The following is a 16,096-nucleotide window of genomic DNA, read 5'->3' on the forward strand; positions in this document are numbered from 1 at the left end:
GTCCAGGAGGTCAGGGGGTGTCCTTCCGAGTGCCCGAATGAGCTGGGTGAGGGGGAGTCAGGAGTCCAGGCGGTGCTTGGCCGGCGACGTCTCGAAGGCGCGTCCGGTGTTCTGTTCGGCGGGTGCGTCCTGGACTCACAGCTTCGTGGTGACGAACAGTTCGTCGCGTGGCACGCCGCTGTTCTTGATGGCGCGGCCGACGGCTTCCTCGTTCTCGTACGCGGCGGCGGTGTCGAGCAGCCGGTAGCCGGCGGCGAGAGCCTCGGTGACGGCCTGCTCGGTCTGCTCGGGCGGGATCTGGTAGACGCCGAAGCCGAGGATCGGCATCGTGGCGCCGTTGTTCAGGGTGACGGTCTGCATGGGTTCCTCTGGTCGGATCGTTGTCGTGGGTGAGGCCCGGAATCAGCGCTCGAGCATCTGCCGGGCGCCTTGCGGGTGGGTCTCGCCGGCCGCCGGGGGCAGGTTGCCGAGGTGCGCGAGATGCTCGTCGGAGAGTCGAATGCCGTCGGCGGCGGCGTTCTCCTCGACCCGGTGCACTCGCTTGGTGCCGGGGATGGGAGCGATGTCGTCGCCCTGAGCCGGCAGCCGGGCCAGCGCGACCTGGGCGGGCGTGGCCCCGGCCTCGGCGGCGGTGCGCTGGACCTCGTCGGCGATGCGCAGGTTGCGCTGGAAGTTCTCGCCCGTGAAGCGCGGGTTGCCGTGCCGGAAGTCACCTTCCTTGAAGCCGTCCGTGGAGCGGATCGTGTTGGTGAGGAAGCCGTGGCCGAGCGGGGCGAAGGGCACCAGGCCGATGTTCAACTCCCGCAGGACGGGCAGGACGCGGTCCTCGATGCCGCGGGTTGAAGGTGACGCCCAGCTCCAAAGCCCGGTGGATCGTACGGACGGACTCCGCCTCGTCGGTCCCGGAGTCGGTGCAGCCGTGCGACATCCCCATCGTGCCCAGCCCGATCCGGGAAACCTCCACGTCACGCAGTGTGAGGTGGTGCATCGCGGTCTTCCTCTCCTGGCCGTTCCCTTCCATGGCTGTCGCCCCTCGCAACCCGAGTTCCCGGTGCGGTGCTCAGAGGGCGGGGCGACAGCCGGGTACGGCTCGGTGCAGTGCTGCTCGGACGGTCCTCCGAACACGTCATCCACAGTGCCGCCGTACGCGATCTTCAGGAAGGCCGAGCCGTGCCACTGAGTGGCCAGCCGTGGTGTGACAGGTCCCCCCTTGCACCCGCCGCCCAGGTCACGGCGGTGTGAGACTGAAGGCATGGCACCCGAGCAGCACGGCGGCACCGAGCTGGGACGCTTCCTGCGCGCCCGCCGCACCCAGACAAGCCCCGAGTCCGTCGGCCTCACCAAAGGGCCCAGGGCGCGCCGCACCCCCGGCCTGCGCCGCGAGGAACTGGCCACCCTGGCCGGAGTCAGCATTGACTACTACGCCCGGCTGGAACGTGGCAAGGAAACCCGGCCCAGCCCCGAGGTCGTCGACTCCCTCGCCCGTGCCCTGCACCTGGGTGACGACGAACACCAGCACCTTCGCGAACTCGCCGCCCGTGCCGCCCGCTACGCCCCCGAACCCCCGCCCGCGCCCAGCCGCACCGTGCGCCCGCACATCAAACAACTCCTTGAGACGCTGCGCCCCAACCCCGCCTACGTCGTCAGCCGCAGCATGGACCTGCTCGCCTGGAACCCCGGTGGCCTCGCCCTGTACGCCGGCATCGGCGACTGGCCCGTCAAGCAGCGCAACCTGGCCCGCTACCTCTTCCTCCACCCCGCCGCCCGCGACGTCCTCACCGACTGGGACAACCAGATCCGCGGCTGCGTCGCCCGCTTGCGCGCGCTCGCCGGGACCGACCCCGACGCCCCCGACCTGACCACGCTGGTCGGCGAACTCCTCCTCAAGAGCCGTGACTTCGCCGGATTGTGGGAACGCTACGACGTCACCGGACGCAAGTACGCGACCAAGACCTTCCACCATCCCACGGTCGGCGATCTCACTCTCGGCTTCCAGGCCATGCAGCTCGAAGGAACGCCCGGTCAACGCCTGGGTGTGTACTTCGCCGAGCCGGGCACCCCCGACCACGACGCCATGCTGCTGCTCGACCTCACCGCGCCCCGGACCCCGAGCGAAGAGGCCGCCCCGTATCGTCAGTGACAGCAGCACGGGACCGGGCAGCCGTCCCACTCGACGTGTCGCTCACTGCAGCTGTGAGGTAGGAGATCATGTCTGCCGCGCGGCCCTCGCCCTTGAAGCCGGCGGCGGTCGACACGAACACCGCGCGGTGCAGCCGACCTCGACGCCCACCGGAAGGTCCAGCTCGACCATCTGACACGTATCAAAGGCGTGCAGGGCGTCCGGACGGAGATTCCGATGCAGCGTGTCAGGCAGACCTCCGCCGTACTCTCGCTCCGAGCCGACCGGGGCCGGAGCGTCCGGCCAGGTCGGCGATGTGGTGGCTTTCCAGACTTGTCATGTTCCCGGCTGGGGGCGGACCGTGAGGATCTGTTGGGCGTGTCCGACCGGGCCGTCGACGTCGTGCAGGACCGTGCTGGTGAGGCCCTGTCCGGAGGGGCCGAAGGTGACCGTGGTGTCCAGGCCCGTCCAGGCGCCTCGTGGTTGGCGGTGGAGGTGGACGGTCAGGTCGACATTGGGGAACATCCACGCGGTGGGCGGCTGCCGGACGGCTATTCCGTTGGCGGTGTCGATCAGGGTGAGATACGACGCGAGCGGGCTGACGGGAGCGCCGGCGACCAGATCGAGTGGCGTGGAGACCCAGGCGGTCGTACGGCCCGGCCGGGGCGGCGCGACCGGGCGGACGTCAAGGGACGCGATGTAGCCACCGGGCCACACCTCGGACATCGGCCACGTGGTGAGTGACTCCGGCGGGGTGAGGCGGTCGTCGGGCCCGCCCGCGACCGCGGTGGTGTCGAAGCTGGCCAGGAACCAGGCGCGGGCCCGGACGACCGGGCGGCCGGCGATCCGTACGACTGCTTCGAGGAGTTCGATGGACCGGCCGGGGCGGATGGTCTCCACCTGGATCTCGCACTCGTCCAGGGCGAGGCGGCCGAGGATGTCGTAGCTGATCCGGGAGAGGACCAGGCCGTCGTCCGGGCCGACTGCCCGGTGACGGTCGAGGGCGTGGACGACGAGCCCGCCCAGCGGGCTGAAGTGCTGCTCGTCGGGGTCCCAGGCCCCGCCCGCGTGCGTCGTCGGCTTGTAGCGGTGGTCGTCGATGGCTTCGAAGTAACTGGCCCGCGGCGTGGTCGAGATGGACAACGGTTGTTTCTCCTCAGGTGTAACGGACTACCAGGGGCAGCCAGAGCTGTCGTCACGTCAGCTGCTCGGGACGCTACCGACATGGGCCTCGTCTCGCTCTGTGAGAAAGTGCACAGTGCAATCACCGTGTCGGTGGGCCGGTCAGGCGCAGGCGTTGAGCAGGACGACGTAGACGGTCGTTCCGGCGCCGACGCTGAGCATGGTGCGGCGGCCGAAGACCAGGTGGCCGCCGACAAGTCCGCCGCCGACCCAGTTCGCCTCGCAGGCGATCTGCATGGCCGGCGGCCGGGGCGCCGGTCCTGGGCCTGCGCCGGCTGTGAGCTCGCGGACCGCGACGAGGGCGCGCATCAGTGCGGCGACGAGCCGTTCCCGCACCGGGTGCGCGGCCACCAGGTCGGTCAGCTCCGTGACCATCCTCGGTGCGGGCCCGGCCCGCGATGACGAGGCGTTCGCACGGCACGGCGTCGACGGCTTCGGGCTCCACCGTCAACCGGTAGCCGTCCGTCTGCCCCTCGACCACCCCGTCCGGCAGTGCCTTTCGCAGCCGGGAAACCAGGCGCTGCAGGGCGTTCGTCGCATCGGCGGGCGGATGCTCCCCCCCCCGATCCAGCCGACGAGCGACGCCGCCCTGACCACCACCGGCGGCACGATCCCCACCGGCGACATCGCGTACTGGTCCGGACCCTCCTTCGGGTCCAGGAGGAGCTCAGGGCACGAGAGCTGCAGCCGGAACCCGACCGCGGTCATCACGGTGCCCGCCGATGCGGCCGTCGGCCAGTAGACCGGCACCATCACCCACTCCGCCGTCCGACCACTCACTCGGCGTGGACCGCCTCCCCCGCGACGAGGGTGAGCACCGAGCGGGCGCCGGCCACGTACCCGTCGGGGGCGAAGAGGTCCCGGTCGAGGACGGCGAGGTCCGCCGCCATGCCCTCGCGCACCAGGCCGACCTCGTCGTCGTTGCCGTTCACCCAGGCCGAGCCTGCGGTGTAGGCGCGCAGGATGTCGGTGAGCTCCAGCCGCTCCTCGGGCACGAACGGGCGGTCGGCGTTCGGCCACTCGGCGTGCGCCGAGCCGGGTGGTTCGGTGCGGTGCACCGCCACGTGCATGGCCTGCCACGGGTCGGCCGTGGTGACCGGCCAGTCGCTGCCCGCTGCGAGCCGGGCGCCGCTGTCCAGCAGCCGACGGAAGGGGTATTGCCGGCCGGCCCGTCCCTCGCCCAGCAGCGGGTTGGTCAGCTCGTCGGTCTGCTGGTGGTGGGTCGCCCACAGCGACTGGACGTTGGCCGCCACCCCCAGCTCGGCGAAGCGGCCGATGTCCGCGTCGTCGACCAGCTGCACATGGGCGATGTGGTGGCGCCGGTCACGCGGCCCGTTCGCGCGACGGGCGGCCTCGACCCCGTCCAGGCACTCGCGCACCGCGCGGTCACCGATCGCGTGGAAGTGCACCTGGAAGCCGGCCGCGTCCAGCCGGGTCACCGCCTGGGCGAGCAGTTCGGCGGGTACGTTGGAGTGGCCGAGGTTGCCGGTGGCGCACCCGCAGGAGTCCAGGTACGGCTCCAGCAGGGCGCCGGTGCCGTTTTCCAGTACTCCGTCCTGCATCACCTTGACCGCGCCGGCCCGGAACCGGTGGCCGGGCTCGCCGCGGCGCGCCACCAGGTCGTCCAGCTGCTCCAGGCCGCGGTTGCGGTCCCACCACAGGGCGCCGGTGACCCGGGCCTTCAGCAGTCCCCCGGCGTCGGCCCGGCGGTAGGCGGCGAGTGTGTCGCCGGCCCCGCCGTAGGCGCCGACGATGGCGTCCTGCCAGCCGGTGATGCCGTACCCGAAGAGGTGGTCCTGCGCGTGGCGGAGCGCCGCGACCTGCTCCTCGACGGTGTCCTGCGGGAGCAGCCGGGCCACCAGGTCCATGGCGCTCTCGTGCAGCACCCCGGTGGGCCGGCCGGCCGCGTCGTGCTCGATCCGCCCGGCCGGCGGGTCCGGGGTGGCCGCGTCGATCCCGGCGCGCTCCAGTGCCACCGAGTTGACCCATGCCGAGTGGTGGTCGGCGTTGGGCAGGAAGACCGGCCGGTCCGGGACGACCGCGTCCAGCGGCTCGTGGGTGGGCCAGCCGCCGGGGAAACAGTCCATGGTCCAGCCGCCGCCCAGGATCCACGGCTGCCCGGGGTGGGTGGCCGCGTACTCCCGGACGGCCGCGACGCAGCTCTCGGCGTCGGTGGCGCCGGTGAGGTCGCAACGCAGCGCCTCCAGGGCGCCCCAGACGGGGTGGATGTGCGCGTCCTGGAGGCCGGGCACCACGGTCCGGCCGGCCAGGTCGACGGCTTCGGCGGGCCGGCCGACGGCCCGGCGTACCTCGGCATCGGTGCCCACAGCGGTGATCCGGCCGCCGGACACGGCGACGGCCGTGGCGTGGGGGCGCCGCGGGTCGCCGGTCCACACGCGGCCGCCGTGCAGGACGAGGGTCATGCACCGGCTCCGTGCGTGCGCAGCACGTACACCTTGCGCAGGGTCTCTTGCACCTGCCACGTGCCGCGCCAGCCGGCCGGCATCGCCAGGGTGGAGCCGGGAACCAGCTCGACGGCCTCTCCGCCCTCGGTGTGCACGGTGGCGGACCCGGTCAGCACCTGGCAGACCTCGTCGTAGCCTTCGCGGGTGGCGGTGAAATGGCCGGGGTCGCACTCCCAGACGCCGACCTCCACCAGTCCGTCGGGGGACTGCCACAGGGGGCGGGTGGTCTCCTGCTGGCCGGTGGTGCTGGTGGGCTTGGGGTTCGCGGGGGGAAGGTCGGCGCTCTCCGCGTCGGCGAGGAAGGTGACGGCGGGGACGAGGGCGGTGGTGTCCATGATGTGGGTCGCTCCTTTCAGCGGCCGCTGATGACGTTGGCGACGCGTGCGATGACGGAGGTGCGCTCCAGGCCGGAGTTCTCGTGCCGGTCGGCGGCGCGGTAGGCGACGTAGAGGCTGCGCACGCCCAGCCAGCGCAGCGGCTCCGGCTCCCAGCCGCGCACCTTGCGGTCGACCCAGGGAAGCCGGGTGAGATCGGTCTTCTGACGCAGGATCAGGTCGCGCAGAGTGCGTCCGGCGAGGTTGGTGGTGGTCACGCCGTGCCCGACGTAGCCGCCGGCCCAGCCGAGACCGGTCCGCTCGTCCAAGTGGACGGTGGCGCACCAGTCGCGCGGCACGCCCAGCACACCGGACCAGGTGTGGTCGATCCCGACGCCCTCGGTGGCCGGGAAGTGCTGCCGCAGGATGGCCTGCAGCTGCAGCTGGGTGGCGGCCCGGGTCTCGCCGCGCTGGTCGACGTGGGAGCCGAACATGTACGGGATGCCGCGCCCGCCGATGGCGATGCGGCCGTCGGTGGTGCGCTGGATGTAGCAGTACGAGTTGGCCTCGTCCCCGATCAGTTCGGCGCCGTGCCAGCCGATCTCGTCCCACGCGGAGGCGGGCAGCGGCTCGGTGACGATCATGCTGCTGTTCATAGGCAGCCAGACCCGGCGGTGACCGCGCAGCCCGGCGGTGAATCCCTCCAGCGCCCGGATGACATACGTCGCCTTGACGGTGCCGTGCGGGGTGACCGCCTCGTGCGGGCGGATCTCGGTGACCTCGGTGCCCTCGTAGATAGCCACGCCCATCCGCTCGACCACGTCGGCCAGGCCCCGCACCAGCTTGGCGGGCTGGATGCGGGCGCAGTGCGGGCTCCACTGGGCGTAGCGGGCGCCGGCCACGCGGACCCGCTCGGCGAGCTGGTCCGCGTCGAGTTCGACCAGGTCGTCGTGGCCCCAGCCCTCGGCGCGCAGCGGCGGCAGCCCTTCGCGCAGCCGCCGCTCCTGCGCGGCGTTGGTGGCGACGTGCAGCAGACCGTCCTTCTGGATGTCGGCCTCGATGCTTTCCTCGGCGGCGACCCGGATGACCTCGTCGACGGAGGAGAACATCTCGCGTTGCAGGGCGACGGCCGACTCCCGGCCGTGCGACTTGGCGTAGCGGCGCATCTGACCGGGCGGCTCGGCGCTGAGCCAGCCGCCGTTGCGGCCGGAGGCGCCGAAACCGGCGAACTCCTTCTCCAGGACGGCGATCCTGAGGTCGGGCTGGGCCTGCTTGAGGTAGTAGGCGGTCCACAGGGAGGTGTAGCCGCCGCCGACGAGCGCGACGTCCACGTCCAGATCGCCGGGCAGGGCCGGTCGGCGGGCGGGGACGCCGCCCTCCCGGTACCAGAAGGAGACGGCGCCGTTGACGAAGGTGGGGCTGGTGGCGGGGGTGCCGCCCGGAGTGGTCGTGCTCATCGTCCGCTCATTTCCGCGGCGGCGACCGGGATCCGGTCACCGGAAGTGGGTGGGTGGGTGGTGCCGGTCGTGTCGTCGAGCAGGACGCCTCGTTCGACGTCCCAGACCACGGTGACCTCGTCACCGCGGCGGACGTCGGACAGCCGGTCGGCCTGCTCGCGGGCGAGCAGCATGGTGCCGTCGGGCAGGGCGAGTTCGAGCTTTCGGCCGGAGCCCAGGTAGATCTCCTGGGTGACCCGGGCGGGAAGCGCGTTGACCCCGGAGGCCACCGGCGCCGCGGCCGGCTGCACTCGCAGGTGCTCGGGGCGGACCACGATGGCGGCCGTGCCGTCCTCCGTCGGCCGGCCGAGCGCGCCTACGGTGCGGTCGCCGACCCGCAGGCGGGAGTCGTCGCCGTCCGGCTCGACGCGTCCCCGGATGACGGAGGACTCGCCGAGGAACTCGGCCACGAAGAGGCTGCGGGGCTTTTCGTAGAGTTCGCTCCCGGTGCCGACCTGCTGGATGCCCCCGTCGTCGAAGACGGCGATGCGGTCCGACAGGACGAGCGCCTCCTCCTGGTCGTGGGTGACGAAGACGAAGGTGGAGCCGACCTCCTGGTGCACCCGTTTGATCTCCAACTGGAGGGATTCGCGCAGCTTCTTGTCGAGCGCGCCGAGCGGCTCGTCCATCAGCAGCACGCTCGGCTCGTACACCACGGCCCGGGCCAGGGCGACCCGCTGCTGCTGGCCGCCGGAGAGTTCGCGCGGCCTGCGGTGGCCGTAGCCACCGAGCCGCACGGTCTGAAGGGCCGCTTCGACCATCTCGGTGCGGCGGGCCTTGGGCACCTTGCGCTGCTTCAGCGGGAAGGCGACGTTCTCCGCCACGGTCATGTGGGGAAAGAGCGCATAGTGCTGGAAGACCATGCCGATGTCGCGTCGGTGCGGCGGCAGGTCCTGCATCTGCTTGCCGCCGATGGTCAGCGTGCCCGAGGTGGCGGCGGTGAAACCGGCGATGATGTTGAGGGTGGTGGTCTTGCCGGAGCCGCTGGGGCCCAGCAGGGTCATGAACTCGCCCGGTTCGATGACCAGGGAGACGTCGTCGACGGCGACGGAGTCCGCGTACTCCTTGCGCACCTGCGCCAGTTCGATGCGGGCTCCGCGCGCCTTGATGAGGCTGGACTCAGCGGACACGGTTCCTCCTGGCGGTGGCGAAGGTGGCGGCCAGCACGAGCACCGTGGTGAAGACGATGATCAAAGTGGCGGCCGCGGCGATGGTGGGGTCGGTGTCCCGGGTCACGCTGGCGAACATCTTGACCGGCAGGGTCTGCAGGTAGGGGCTCTGGATGAACAGCGAGACGACGACCTCGTCGAAACTGGTGACGAAGGCGAACAGGGCACCGGAGACGACACCGGGGGCGATCTGCGGCAGGGTCACCTGCCGGATGGCGCCCCACCGGTTGGCGCCGCAGATCAGCGCGGCGTCCTCCAGCCGCCGGTCGAAGCCGCGCATGCTCGCCGTCACCGGGATGATCACGAACGGCAGGGCCAGCACGGTGTGGGCGGTGACGAAGCCGAGCAGGGTGCCCAGCAGGTTGTACTGCAGGAAAAGCGCATACACGCCGATGGCCACCACCACGGTCGGCACGATCATGGGGGCCAGCAGCAGCCCGTACGACCCCTTCACCCAGCGCGAGCCGGACCGGGTGAGTGCGATCGCGGCGGCGGTGCCCAGAACAGTGGCCACCAGCGCGACCAGGGCGCCGACTTGGAGCGACGAGAGCAGCGCGTCGATCCACCGGGGGTCGGTGAAGAAGTTGGTGTACCAGCGGGTGGACCAGCCGCTCGGCGGGAACACCAGGGACGCCTTGTCGGTGAAGCTGAGCGGGATCACCACCAGCGTCGGCGCGATGAGCCAGCAGCCCACCAGGGCGCTGAACGTCCAGAGCGCGATCCGCGCGGGTCCGGTCCTCATCGGGCACCTCCGCGGTTACGGGTGAATCGCAGGACGACGCCGACCAGTCCCAGAAGGACCAGCGTCACCGCCAGCAGCACCACGCCCATCGCTCCGCCGCGACCCCATGCCAGCAGCCCGCTGACCTGGGTGAAGATCTGCTGCGAGATCAGCGCCTGGTCGGGCGAGCCCAGCAGCGCCGGGGTGACGTAGAAACCGAGCGAGGTGATGAACACGGTCAGCGCGCCTGCGCCCACGCCGGGCAGCGACAGCGGCACGAAGACCCGCAGGAACGCGACGACCGGGCGTGCGCCCATGCCCTGCGCGGCGTCCAGCAGCCGGCGGTCGATGCCGCTCATCACCGCGTACAGCGGCAGCACCATGAAGGGCATCAGCACCTGGGACATGCCGATCACCACTCCGGCGGGGGTGCGGATCAGCTGCAGTGGGCCCAGTCCGACGGTGCCGAGGAGCTGGTTGACCACGCCGCTGTCCTGGAGCAGCACAACCCAGGCGAAGGTGCGCACCATCAGGCTGGTCCAGAAGGGCAGCAGCACCAGCAGGGTGAGCCAGATCCGCGCGCGGGAGCCGACCACGGTCATCAGGTAGGCGTACGGGTAGGAGAGCACCAGCGTCACCAGGGTGACGACGGCGCCGACGGTCAGCGTGCGGACCAGCGTGGCGAGGGCGACGTCGCTGGTGAGGAACCAGGAGTAGTTGCCCCAGCCGGGCGTCGGCTCGGTGACGCTGCGCCAGGCCATCAGACCCAGCGGCACCAGGAAGAGCACGGCGAGCAGGACCACCGCGGGCAGCAGCAGCCACCCCCACCGGCCGTCGGCGCCCTTGCGGGGCCGGCCGCCGGTGGCCGGGGAGGCGATCTCGATCAGGGCGGTCATGGGTTACCGCGCCAGCCAGTCGGACCACTTCTGGATGATCTGCTCCTGGTTCTTCGCCCACCAGGCGTTGTCGATCTTGAGCGCCTGGGCCTCCCGCTCGGGGCCGGTGGTCACGTACTGCGAGGCGAGCTCGTCGAGCCTGGGCTTGGCGTCGGAGTTGATCGGCGAGTAGGAGGTCAGTTCGGTGAGCTTGGTCTGCTGGGTGGCGCCCAGGTAGTAGTTGATCAGCGCCATGGCGGCCTTGGGGTTCTTCGCGCCGACGGGAACGGCGAGGGAGTCGGAGACCGGCAGGAACTGGTTCCATTGCGGCGCGAAGTGGGCGCCGTTCTTGACCGCGGAGTAGGCGCGGCCGGACCACACCATGGCCATGGAGACCTCGCCGGACTCCAGCAACTGCTGGGAGCGGGCACCGGTGTCCCAGAAGACCAGCGAGGAGCGGACGTTGGTCAGCTTCTTCAGGGCCCGGTCGACGTCCAGCGGATACAGCTGGTCGGGAGCGACCCCGTCTGCGATCAGCGCCGCCTCCAGCGCACCCGGGGCCGCGTCCGACGCGAAGCCGGGTATCGCGCGCTTGCCCGGGTACTTGGCCGTGTCGAGGAAGTCCGCCCAGTCCTTCGGCGGGTTGTCGCCGAACTTCTTCTTGTCGTACATCAGGACCACGCCGTAGCTCATGGCCGGCACGGAGCACTTGCCCTCCATGCCCTTGGGGAGCTTGGAGGTGTCGACGATGTCGCTGTCGAGCGGCATGAACAGCTTGCCGCACTGGCGCTCGGCCCAGAGGGTGTCGGCGTCCACCACGTCCCAGGTGACGTTCTTGGCGTCGACCTGGGCCTTGACCTTGGTGTAGTCGGTGGGACCGTCGGAGAGCACCTTGGCCCCCGAGTTCGTGGCGAACGGCTTGACGGCCGCGGCCTCCTGGCCGTCCTGGTAGATGCCGCCGTAGGAGGCGAAGGTGAGGGTGACGCCGTCGAGCGCGCCCTTCTTGACCTTGCCGGCCACGGCCGGACCGGGGCCCAGGTCGACGTCGGCCGCGGCTGGGCCGGTGCCGGAGCAGCCGGTGAGGGACAGCAGCAGGGCACCGGCGGCAGCGGTACACCTGAGGATGTTACGGGATATTCCGGGCATTACTGACTCCAAGAAGGAACGGTGAAGGCACCAGAGGACGATGAGGGCGCGGAGGGCGCGGCGACAGAAGCGCGCGGCGACAGGGGCACGTCAGGGAAGGGGGCGGCAGGAGGGCGCATGAGGCGCACCTCTGGGGAGAGGGCGCGGCGCACCTGGGGGAAGGGGAGTGCGACGGGTGGGCGGGGTGCGGTGGGAAGAAGTCAGTCCGGTGTCGGTGGGCTGATGATCCAGAGGACTTCCGCAGGCGTTTCATGGCTGTTGACCACGCGGTGCGGCACCGAGGAGCGGTATTCGATGCTGTCGCCGGCCTCCAGGTCGTGGGCACGGCCGTCGAGTTCGACCCGCACGCCACCACTGATCACCAGAAGGATCTCCTGCGAGTCGCCATGGGTGTAGGCGTCGTCGCCGGTGGAGGCCCCTGGGTCGAACTCGCCCGCGTACACCTCCAGATGGCTGAGCGGGCGCTGTGAAATGAGTAATTTGCGACTTCCCGGAGCGGTGTGCAGCATCGGACGGTCGGCCCGCCGCACCACCCTCGGACCGGGCCTGCTGTCCTGGTCGAACAGGTCGGCCACGGTGACGCCGAGCGCCACGGCGATCCGCCGCAGCATGCCGATGGAGGAGTTCGCCTGCCCACGTTCCAGCTGACTGAGGAACCCGGGGCTGGCCTGGGCTGCCTCCCCCAGGGCGCGCAGCGACATCCGCCGCATCATCCGGTACTCCCGGATGCGGGTCCCCAGGGCCGTGTCGGCAGCGTTGGCGGAGGGGTCCGGCGACGAACGATCAGTCATGAGTGAACACCTGATGCGTCTTCAGCGAACACTTTGTTCGCTGGGGTGATACGGACCGTACGCTGACGTGATCTGCGATACAAGACCCTCCCTGTGCCGTCACCGGAACGTGACCACCGCGTGCGGGCTCGTGGTAGGGCGCAGCGGCGCGAGCGGATCCTGGACGCCGCTGAGGAGACCTTCGTCATCAGGGGTTTCGCCGTCACAACGCTGCGTGCCCCAGCCCCGTGGCGCCGCCCCCCAATTGCCGGTCGGTCCTAGGGGAGCTCACAAAATGGGCGCCCGGCTTGCAATGCGGTGTGGCCGACGTGGTGTGGCCGACGGGGCTCACGGGCAGTAACGGACAAGCCAGTCCTCGGCGTTGTACGTTTCTTTCGCCGAGTCCGGCGCCGTGGCCGCCCGTTCCTCGACCGTCTCTTCGAGGGGGATTCGCTCCGGCAGCTTGCCGAATTGTGCGCGGCGCGCCGTTTCGGCGGCCTCGGGACTCTCGGGTGCAGAACACATCGCGTCGTCTCCTCGGCGGCTTGGTGGCGGCTCCAGGTCGGCTGTGAGCCGGCGCGGCCGACGAGGGCCAGGTGCGTCATGGAAGTCACCCAGGGGGCGGTGAACCCGCCGTGGGGCCTCCGGTGGCCGTATTACCTCGACCATGCGCTCGCATTCGTCACTTGCTCGACGGAGATGCTGCGCCTGTCGGACCTGCCCTGCGCCCGAGTCGCCCGGAGTGTGCCGGGCGTCGGTCATGGTGCGCCGGTCAGAGTCCGGACGCCAGCCGCTGCAGGATCTGGCCGACGGGCTCGGCGGTGGCATGGCGGTATCCGGTGCCGGCCCACAGATTGATCCGTTCGGGATCGTCCGCGGCGGCGGCCGCCTTGCGCATCGGGCTGGTCAGGTGGTGCAGTGCGGGATAGCCGGCCGGGGCGAGGTCGGTGTAGCGGTCGGTGAAGCCGTTGCGCAGTGCCCTTGCGGGGCGCCCGGTGAAGGCCCGGGTCACCACGGTGGTCCGGCGCCGCGCCGGGTCGGCCAGTGCGGCCTTGTGGGGTCGTGAGGTGCCGGCCTCGTCGGCACGCAGCAGGACGGTGCCGACCATGACCGCCGCGGCTCCGGCGCGCAGCGCCCCGGTCACGTCCGCCGGGGTGGCCACTCCGCCCGCGGCGACGAGCGGTAGGGGCACTGCCTGGCGCACCTCGCCCAACAGGTCGGTCAGGGGAACGGGTGCCGGAATGTGCTGCGGGGTGAGCGTGCCGGAGTGCCCTCCTGCCGCCGAGGCCTGCACGGCCAGCACATCGACGCCGGCTTCCGCGGCCAGGCGGGCCTCCGCAGCCGAGGTGACCGTCTGGACGACCAGCGTCCCAGCGGCGCGCAGCGCGGCGATCACCGCTGCCTCCGGGACGGCGAAGGTGAAGCTGACGACCGGTACCGGGTCGGACAGCAGTAGGTCGATCTTGTCCGACCAGTGATCGTCGTCCTCGACGATTCCGGTCGCCAGGATGTCGATGCCATAGGTCCGGGCCTCGGGGGCGATGGTGCGCGCGTAGCGGCGGAAGGCCTCCGGGTCGACCTGGACGGGGTTGGGCACAAACAGATTGACCCCGAAGCGCGCGCCGTCGGACCGGACCTCGGCAATCTGCTCGGCCAGGGCGCCGGCGGTCCGGTAGCCGCCGGCAAGAAACCCGAGGCTGTTCGCCCGGGCCGCAGCGGTGACCAGCGCGGGCGTGGTGGGGCCGCCGGCCATCGGCGCGGCGAGAACCGGGATGCTGACCCCGAGAGCGGCCAGTGGCGAGACCATGATGGGTGTCTTCCTCCTGTGAGGTGGTGATGCCCGCTCTGTCGGGTCGCCGGGCGATCCGAACTCCGGTTGGTCCGCGGGACGGGCCTCGGTCCGGCTTTTGGCATGTCGTGCGAGGCCGTACGTGTCGCCCGGCCCGGCGGGCAGCTCGCCACCGGGCCGATGGACTTTCCGGAGCTGCCCCTGCCCCGCCCGTCGGCCGCGACAGCCGCAGATCGAGGTCTGCAGCCGTCGTGTCAGGCGTCGGCCGGGGCCTGCGCCGGGCGAGCGCCCAGCAGCGCCAGGCAGTTCGTCCAGAGGGCGCTGAGCTGGGAAGTGTTGTTGTAGAGCTTGGCGAACAAGACCTGGCCCTCGAGCTGCGCGACCACCGATCGGGCAGCTTCACGCGTGTCGGTGACGGTGACGTCGCCACGCTGGAGGGCCTCGGTGATGACCGAGTCGACCATCTCGACCTGGGCATCGAAGATCTCCTGCAGATGCTTGCGGACAGCTTCGGTCTGGTTGCTCATCTCCAGGGTGAGATTCCCGAACATGCAGCCTGAAACGGTCCCGCAGCTCTGCTGGCCGGCCCGTTGCTCGGCTTCCGTCTCCTCGAACAGCTGCCGCAGCCGCTGCAGTGGCTCCGCGCCGCTGTTGAGGATGCGGGTCCAGTCGCTCTGCTGGACGGCCCACTGCTCGTCGATCACGGCCAGGGCGAGAGCCTCCTTGGACTCGAAGAAGTAGTAGAAACTGCCCTTGGGTACCCCGGCCGTCTTGCAGATCTCGGCCACGCCCAGAGCCGAGTAGCCGCGCAGCTCGATGAGCGAGTGCGCAGCGCTGAGGATCTTCTCTTTGGCATCGCTGGTCCGTCCCATGGCGCCAGTATATGACCGCTCGACTATATTTTACTAGACCGGTCGACTAGTCATGGCTATCCTGCACCCATCGGCAGGGAGGAAGCCGTCGTGGCGTCGTCCCGGGTCACCGGTGCACTGTGCGGCCGTGGGCAACCAGTAGTGCATCGCCGCACCGGCTCCCGCGGCATCCGGGGTGCGCCCACGGTGCGCCTGGCCCGCATCGCTGGCCCTGTCGCAGGTGTGCGTCGGCCGGTCCGTCCGGTCGTCCGGCCGGTCGTGCTCGCCGCGGCGAGCACCATGAGCCGCGGGAGTGCGTCACTGTCCCCTTCTGCGTGTTCCCGGCGCTGCCGAAGTCCCCACAGCATCAGAGAGAGGTAAGTACATGAAGGAGTTCCTGGTCGGGCTCACCACCACCGTCCCCGAGGGCACCGATCCGGCCGAGGTCGACCGCCGTCGCGCGGCCGAAGCCGTCCGGGCCGGTGAACTGGCCGCCGCCGGTCACCTGGTCAGGCTGTGGCGCCCGGTGGGTGAACTGCGCAGCGTCGGTCTGTGGCGCGCCGCCGACGAGGCCGAGTTGTACGAGAAGGTGCTCGGCACACTGCCCCTGTGGCCGTGGATGACCGCGGTGGTCACCGCCGTCCAGTCGCACCCCAATGACCCGGGTGGGAACGGAGGTGTCGCCTGACCGCGCATCTCGTCCCCGCGCCCGGCTCCCCGCCGCCCGGTCGTGGTCGCGGCGGGGAGTCGCGCCCCGCCCTGACGCGCACACATCGAGGTGCGTGTCATGAAGGAATCGATGCGGCGCCCCGTCGCGACGCCCGGCGGCGCGCTCCGCTCACTCCGGGCTTTCGTGGCCCGGGCCGTAGACGCGTCGGCTCGGGCCGCCCCGTGCCGCATCCGGAATCCGCGCCCGCCCGGCAGTTCGTACCGGCTGACAGCGCTGAGGCCCGGATGGATCGGCCGGCCCCGGTGAAGCGCGCGGACCCGTCGGAACGGGTGGTGCACCCGTGGCGCGCCGCTCTCCGCCCTGCCGTGCCCGATGGTGGGGTGGGAGCGGACAGTCCGATTTGCGGCGGCATGTGTACCCCCGCCCCTGCCACTCGCGACGCCGAATCTTTGACGGTTCTCGACCGGTCGTCTAGTTTATAGGTGACCGGTCGGCTAGTGCCGGTACGAGACTCCCCACCCCTTTGAAG

Annotated in this window: 16 protein-coding genes and 2 pseudogenes; 3 read left to right on the forward strand and 15 right to left on the reverse strand. The window is 70.9% G+C overall.

Features of this window, described 5'->3' with window-relative positions:
• Positions 1–63: 63 nt before the first annotated feature.
• Both ACFU8W_RS00310 and ACFU8W_RS00315 read right to left on the reverse strand, forming a co-directional pair.
• A pseudogene (locus tag ACFU8W_RS00310) lies at positions 64–360 on the reverse strand (aldo/keto reductase); the annotation flags it as partial.
• Positions 361–402: 42 nt separating this feature from the next.
• Positions 403–988 (reverse strand): annotated as a pseudogene (locus ACFU8W_RS00315) (aldo/keto reductase).
• Positions 989–1,252: 264 nt separating this feature from the next.
• On the opposite strand from ACFU8W_RS00315, the gene ACFU8W_RS00320 reads away from it, so the two are divergent.
• Positions 1,253–2,140, forward strand: coding sequence for a helix-turn-helix transcriptional regulator (locus tag ACFU8W_RS00320; protein ID WP_384030823.1), 888 nt, complete (start codon positions 1,253–1,255; stop codon positions 2,138–2,140).
• 315 nt (positions 2,141–2,455) lie between these two features.
• On the opposite strand, the gene ACFU8W_RS00325 is transcribed toward ACFU8W_RS00320, so the two are convergent.
• Together ACFU8W_RS00325 and ACFU8W_RS00330 are read right to left on the reverse strand one after the other, a co-directional pair.
• A complete protein-coding gene (locus ACFU8W_RS00325; RefSeq protein ID WP_384030825.1) occupies positions 2,456–3,262 on the reverse strand; it encodes a thioesterase family protein in 807 nt (268 codons plus the stop codon).
• Between the two features lie 141 nt (positions 3,263–3,403).
• A complete protein-coding gene (locus ACFU8W_RS00330; protein ID WP_384030827.1) occupies positions 3,404–3,676 on the reverse strand; it encodes a BTAD domain-containing putative transcriptional regulator in 273 nt (90 codons plus the stop codon).
• Here ACFU8W_RS00330 and ACFU8W_RS00335 point away from each other — a divergent pair.
• Positions 3,669–4,043 (forward strand): hypothetical protein, encoded by a 375-nt coding sequence (locus tag ACFU8W_RS00335; protein ID WP_384030829.1) that lies wholly within the window; start codon positions 3,669–3,671, stop codon positions 4,041–4,043. The two genes, ACFU8W_RS00330 and ACFU8W_RS00335, sit on opposite strands and share 8 nt — an antisense overlap.
• Positions 4,044–4,077: 34 nt before the next feature.
• Here ACFU8W_RS00335 and ACFU8W_RS00340 read toward each other — a convergent pair whose 3' ends face one another.
• The 11 genes from ACFU8W_RS00340 to ACFU8W_RS00390 all read right to left on the reverse strand — a co-directional run bounded on the left by ACFU8W_RS00340 (position 4,078) and on the right by ACFU8W_RS00390 (position 14,918).
• Positions 4,078–5,724, reverse strand: coding sequence for an amidohydrolase (locus ACFU8W_RS00340; RefSeq protein WP_384030831.1), 1,647 nt, complete (start codon positions 5,722–5,724; stop codon positions 4,078–4,080).
• Positions 5,721–6,101 (reverse strand): cupin domain-containing protein, encoded by a 381-nt coding sequence (locus ACFU8W_RS00345; RefSeq protein ID WP_384030833.1) that lies wholly within the window; start codon positions 6,099–6,101, stop codon positions 5,721–5,723. Before ACFU8W_RS00345 ends, ACFU8W_RS00340 begins: the two co-directional genes overlap by 4 nt.
• A 17-nt stretch (positions 6,102–6,118) precedes the next feature.
• Positions 6,119–7,537: an NAD(P)/FAD-dependent oxidoreductase gene (locus ACFU8W_RS00350; protein WP_384030835.1), complete on the reverse strand. Its 1,419-nt coding sequence runs from the start codon at positions 7,535–7,537 to the stop codon at positions 6,119–6,121.
• Positions 7,534–8,706 (reverse strand): ABC transporter ATP-binding protein, encoded by a 1,173-nt coding sequence (locus ACFU8W_RS00355; RefSeq protein WP_384030837.1) that lies wholly within the window; start codon positions 8,704–8,706, stop codon positions 7,534–7,536. The genes ACFU8W_RS00350 and ACFU8W_RS00355 overlap by 4 nt, the downstream gene beginning before the upstream one ends.
• On the reverse strand, positions 8,696–9,487 hold the full coding sequence (locus ACFU8W_RS00360; RefSeq protein ID WP_345516465.1) for an ABC transporter permease: 792 nt from the start codon (positions 9,485–9,487) through the stop codon (positions 8,696–8,698). Before ACFU8W_RS00360 ends, ACFU8W_RS00355 begins: the two co-directional genes overlap by 11 nt.
• Complete coding sequence (locus tag ACFU8W_RS00365; protein WP_384030839.1) at positions 9,484–10,362, reverse strand: ABC transporter permease; 879 nt, start codon at positions 10,360–10,362, stop codon at positions 9,484–9,486. The genes ACFU8W_RS00360 and ACFU8W_RS00365 overlap by 4 nt, the downstream gene beginning before the upstream one ends.
• A 3-nt stretch (positions 10,363–10,365) precedes the next feature.
• The gene (locus tag ACFU8W_RS00370) at positions 10,366–11,487 is read right to left on the reverse strand and encodes an ABC transporter substrate-binding protein (protein ID WP_384030842.1); all 1,122 of its coding nucleotides are present in this window, start codon (positions 11,485–11,487) and stop codon (positions 10,366–10,368) included.
• A 200-nt stretch (positions 11,488–11,687) separates the two neighbouring features.
• The gene (locus ACFU8W_RS00375; protein ID WP_384030844.1) at positions 11,688–12,278 is read right to left on the reverse strand and encodes a helix-turn-helix domain-containing protein; all 591 of its coding nucleotides are present in this window, start codon (positions 12,276–12,278) and stop codon (positions 11,688–11,690) included.
• Between the two features lie 327 nt (positions 12,279–12,605).
• Positions 12,606–12,782 carry a hypothetical protein gene (locus ACFU8W_RS00380; RefSeq protein WP_384030846.1) on the reverse strand — a complete coding sequence of 59 codons (177 nt, stop codon included), beginning with the start codon at positions 12,780–12,782 and terminating at the stop codon, positions 12,606–12,608.
• A 247-nt stretch (positions 12,783–13,029) separates the two neighbouring features.
• Complete coding sequence (locus ACFU8W_RS00385; RefSeq protein ID WP_384030848.1) at positions 13,030–14,064, reverse strand: nitronate monooxygenase; 1,035 nt, start codon at positions 14,062–14,064, stop codon at positions 13,030–13,032.
• Between the two features lie 236 nt (positions 14,065–14,300).
• Positions 14,301–14,918, reverse strand: coding sequence for a TetR/AcrR family transcriptional regulator (locus ACFU8W_RS00390; protein WP_384030850.1), 618 nt, complete (start codon positions 14,916–14,918; stop codon positions 14,301–14,303).
• Positions 14,919–15,282: 364 nt separating this feature from the next.
• On the opposite strand from ACFU8W_RS00390, the gene ACFU8W_RS00395 reads away from it, so the two are divergent.
• Complete coding sequence (locus ACFU8W_RS00395) at positions 15,283–15,585, forward strand: muconolactone Delta-isomerase family protein (RefSeq protein WP_345516475.1); 303 nt, start codon at positions 15,283–15,285, stop codon at positions 15,583–15,585.
• Positions 15,586–16,096: the final 511 nt, after the last annotated feature.

The sequence above is a fragment of the Streptomyces sp. NPDC057565 genome (assembly GCF_042801455.1).
Taxonomy (GTDB): Bacteria; Actinomycetota; Actinomycetes; order Streptomycetales; family Streptomycetaceae; genus Streptomyces; species Streptomyces yanii.

Bases quoted from the DNA above. Each gene is read 5' to 3' on its own strand.
- ACFU8W_RS00320 (WP_384030823.1), top strand. From the start codon at position 1,253: ATGGCACCCGAGCAGCACGGCGGCACCGAGCTGGGACGCTTCCTGCGC.
- ACFU8W_RS00330 (WP_384030827.1), bottom strand. From the start codon at position 3,676: ATGGTCACGGAGCTGACCGACCTGGTGGCCGCGCACCCGGTGCGGGAA.
- ACFU8W_RS00340 (WP_384030831.1), bottom strand. From the start codon at position 5,724: ATGACCCTCGTCCTGCACGGCGGCCGCGTGTGGACCGGCGACCCGCGG.
- ACFU8W_RS00345 (WP_384030833.1), bottom strand. From the start codon at position 6,101: ATGGACACCACCGCCCTCGTCCCCGCCGTCACCTTCCTCGCCGACGCG.
- ACFU8W_RS00350 (WP_384030835.1), bottom strand. From the start codon at position 7,537: ATGAGCACGACCACTCCGGGCGGCACCCCCGCCACCAGCCCCACCTTC.
- ACFU8W_RS00360 (WP_345516465.1), bottom strand. From the start codon at position 9,487: ATGAGGACCGGACCCGCGCGGATCGCGCTCTGGACGTTCAGCGCCCTG.
- ACFU8W_RS00365 (WP_384030839.1), bottom strand. From the start codon at position 10,362: ATGACCGCCCTGATCGAGATCGCCTCCCCGGCCACCGGCGGCCGGCCC.
- ACFU8W_RS00370 (WP_384030842.1), bottom strand. From the start codon at position 11,487: ATGCCCGGAATATCCCGTAACATCCTCAGGTGTACCGCTGCCGCCGGT.
- ACFU8W_RS00375 (WP_384030844.1), bottom strand. From the start codon at position 12,278: ATGACTGATCGTTCGTCGCCGGACCCCTCCGCCAACGCTGCCGACACG.
- ACFU8W_RS00380 (WP_384030846.1), bottom strand. From the start codon at position 12,782: ATGTGTTCTGCACCCGAGAGTCCCGAGGCCGCCGAAACGGCGCGCCGC.
- ACFU8W_RS00385 (WP_384030848.1), bottom strand. From the start codon at position 14,064: ATGGTCTCGCCACTGGCCGCTCTCGGGGTCAGCATCCCGGTTCTCGCC.
- ACFU8W_RS00390 (WP_384030850.1), bottom strand. From the start codon at position 14,918: ATGGGACGGACCAGCGATGCCAAAGAGAAGATCCTCAGCGCTGCGCAC.
- ACFU8W_RS00395 (WP_345516475.1), top strand. From the start codon at position 15,283: ATGAAGGAGTTCCTGGTCGGGCTCACCACCACCGTCCCCGAGGGCACC.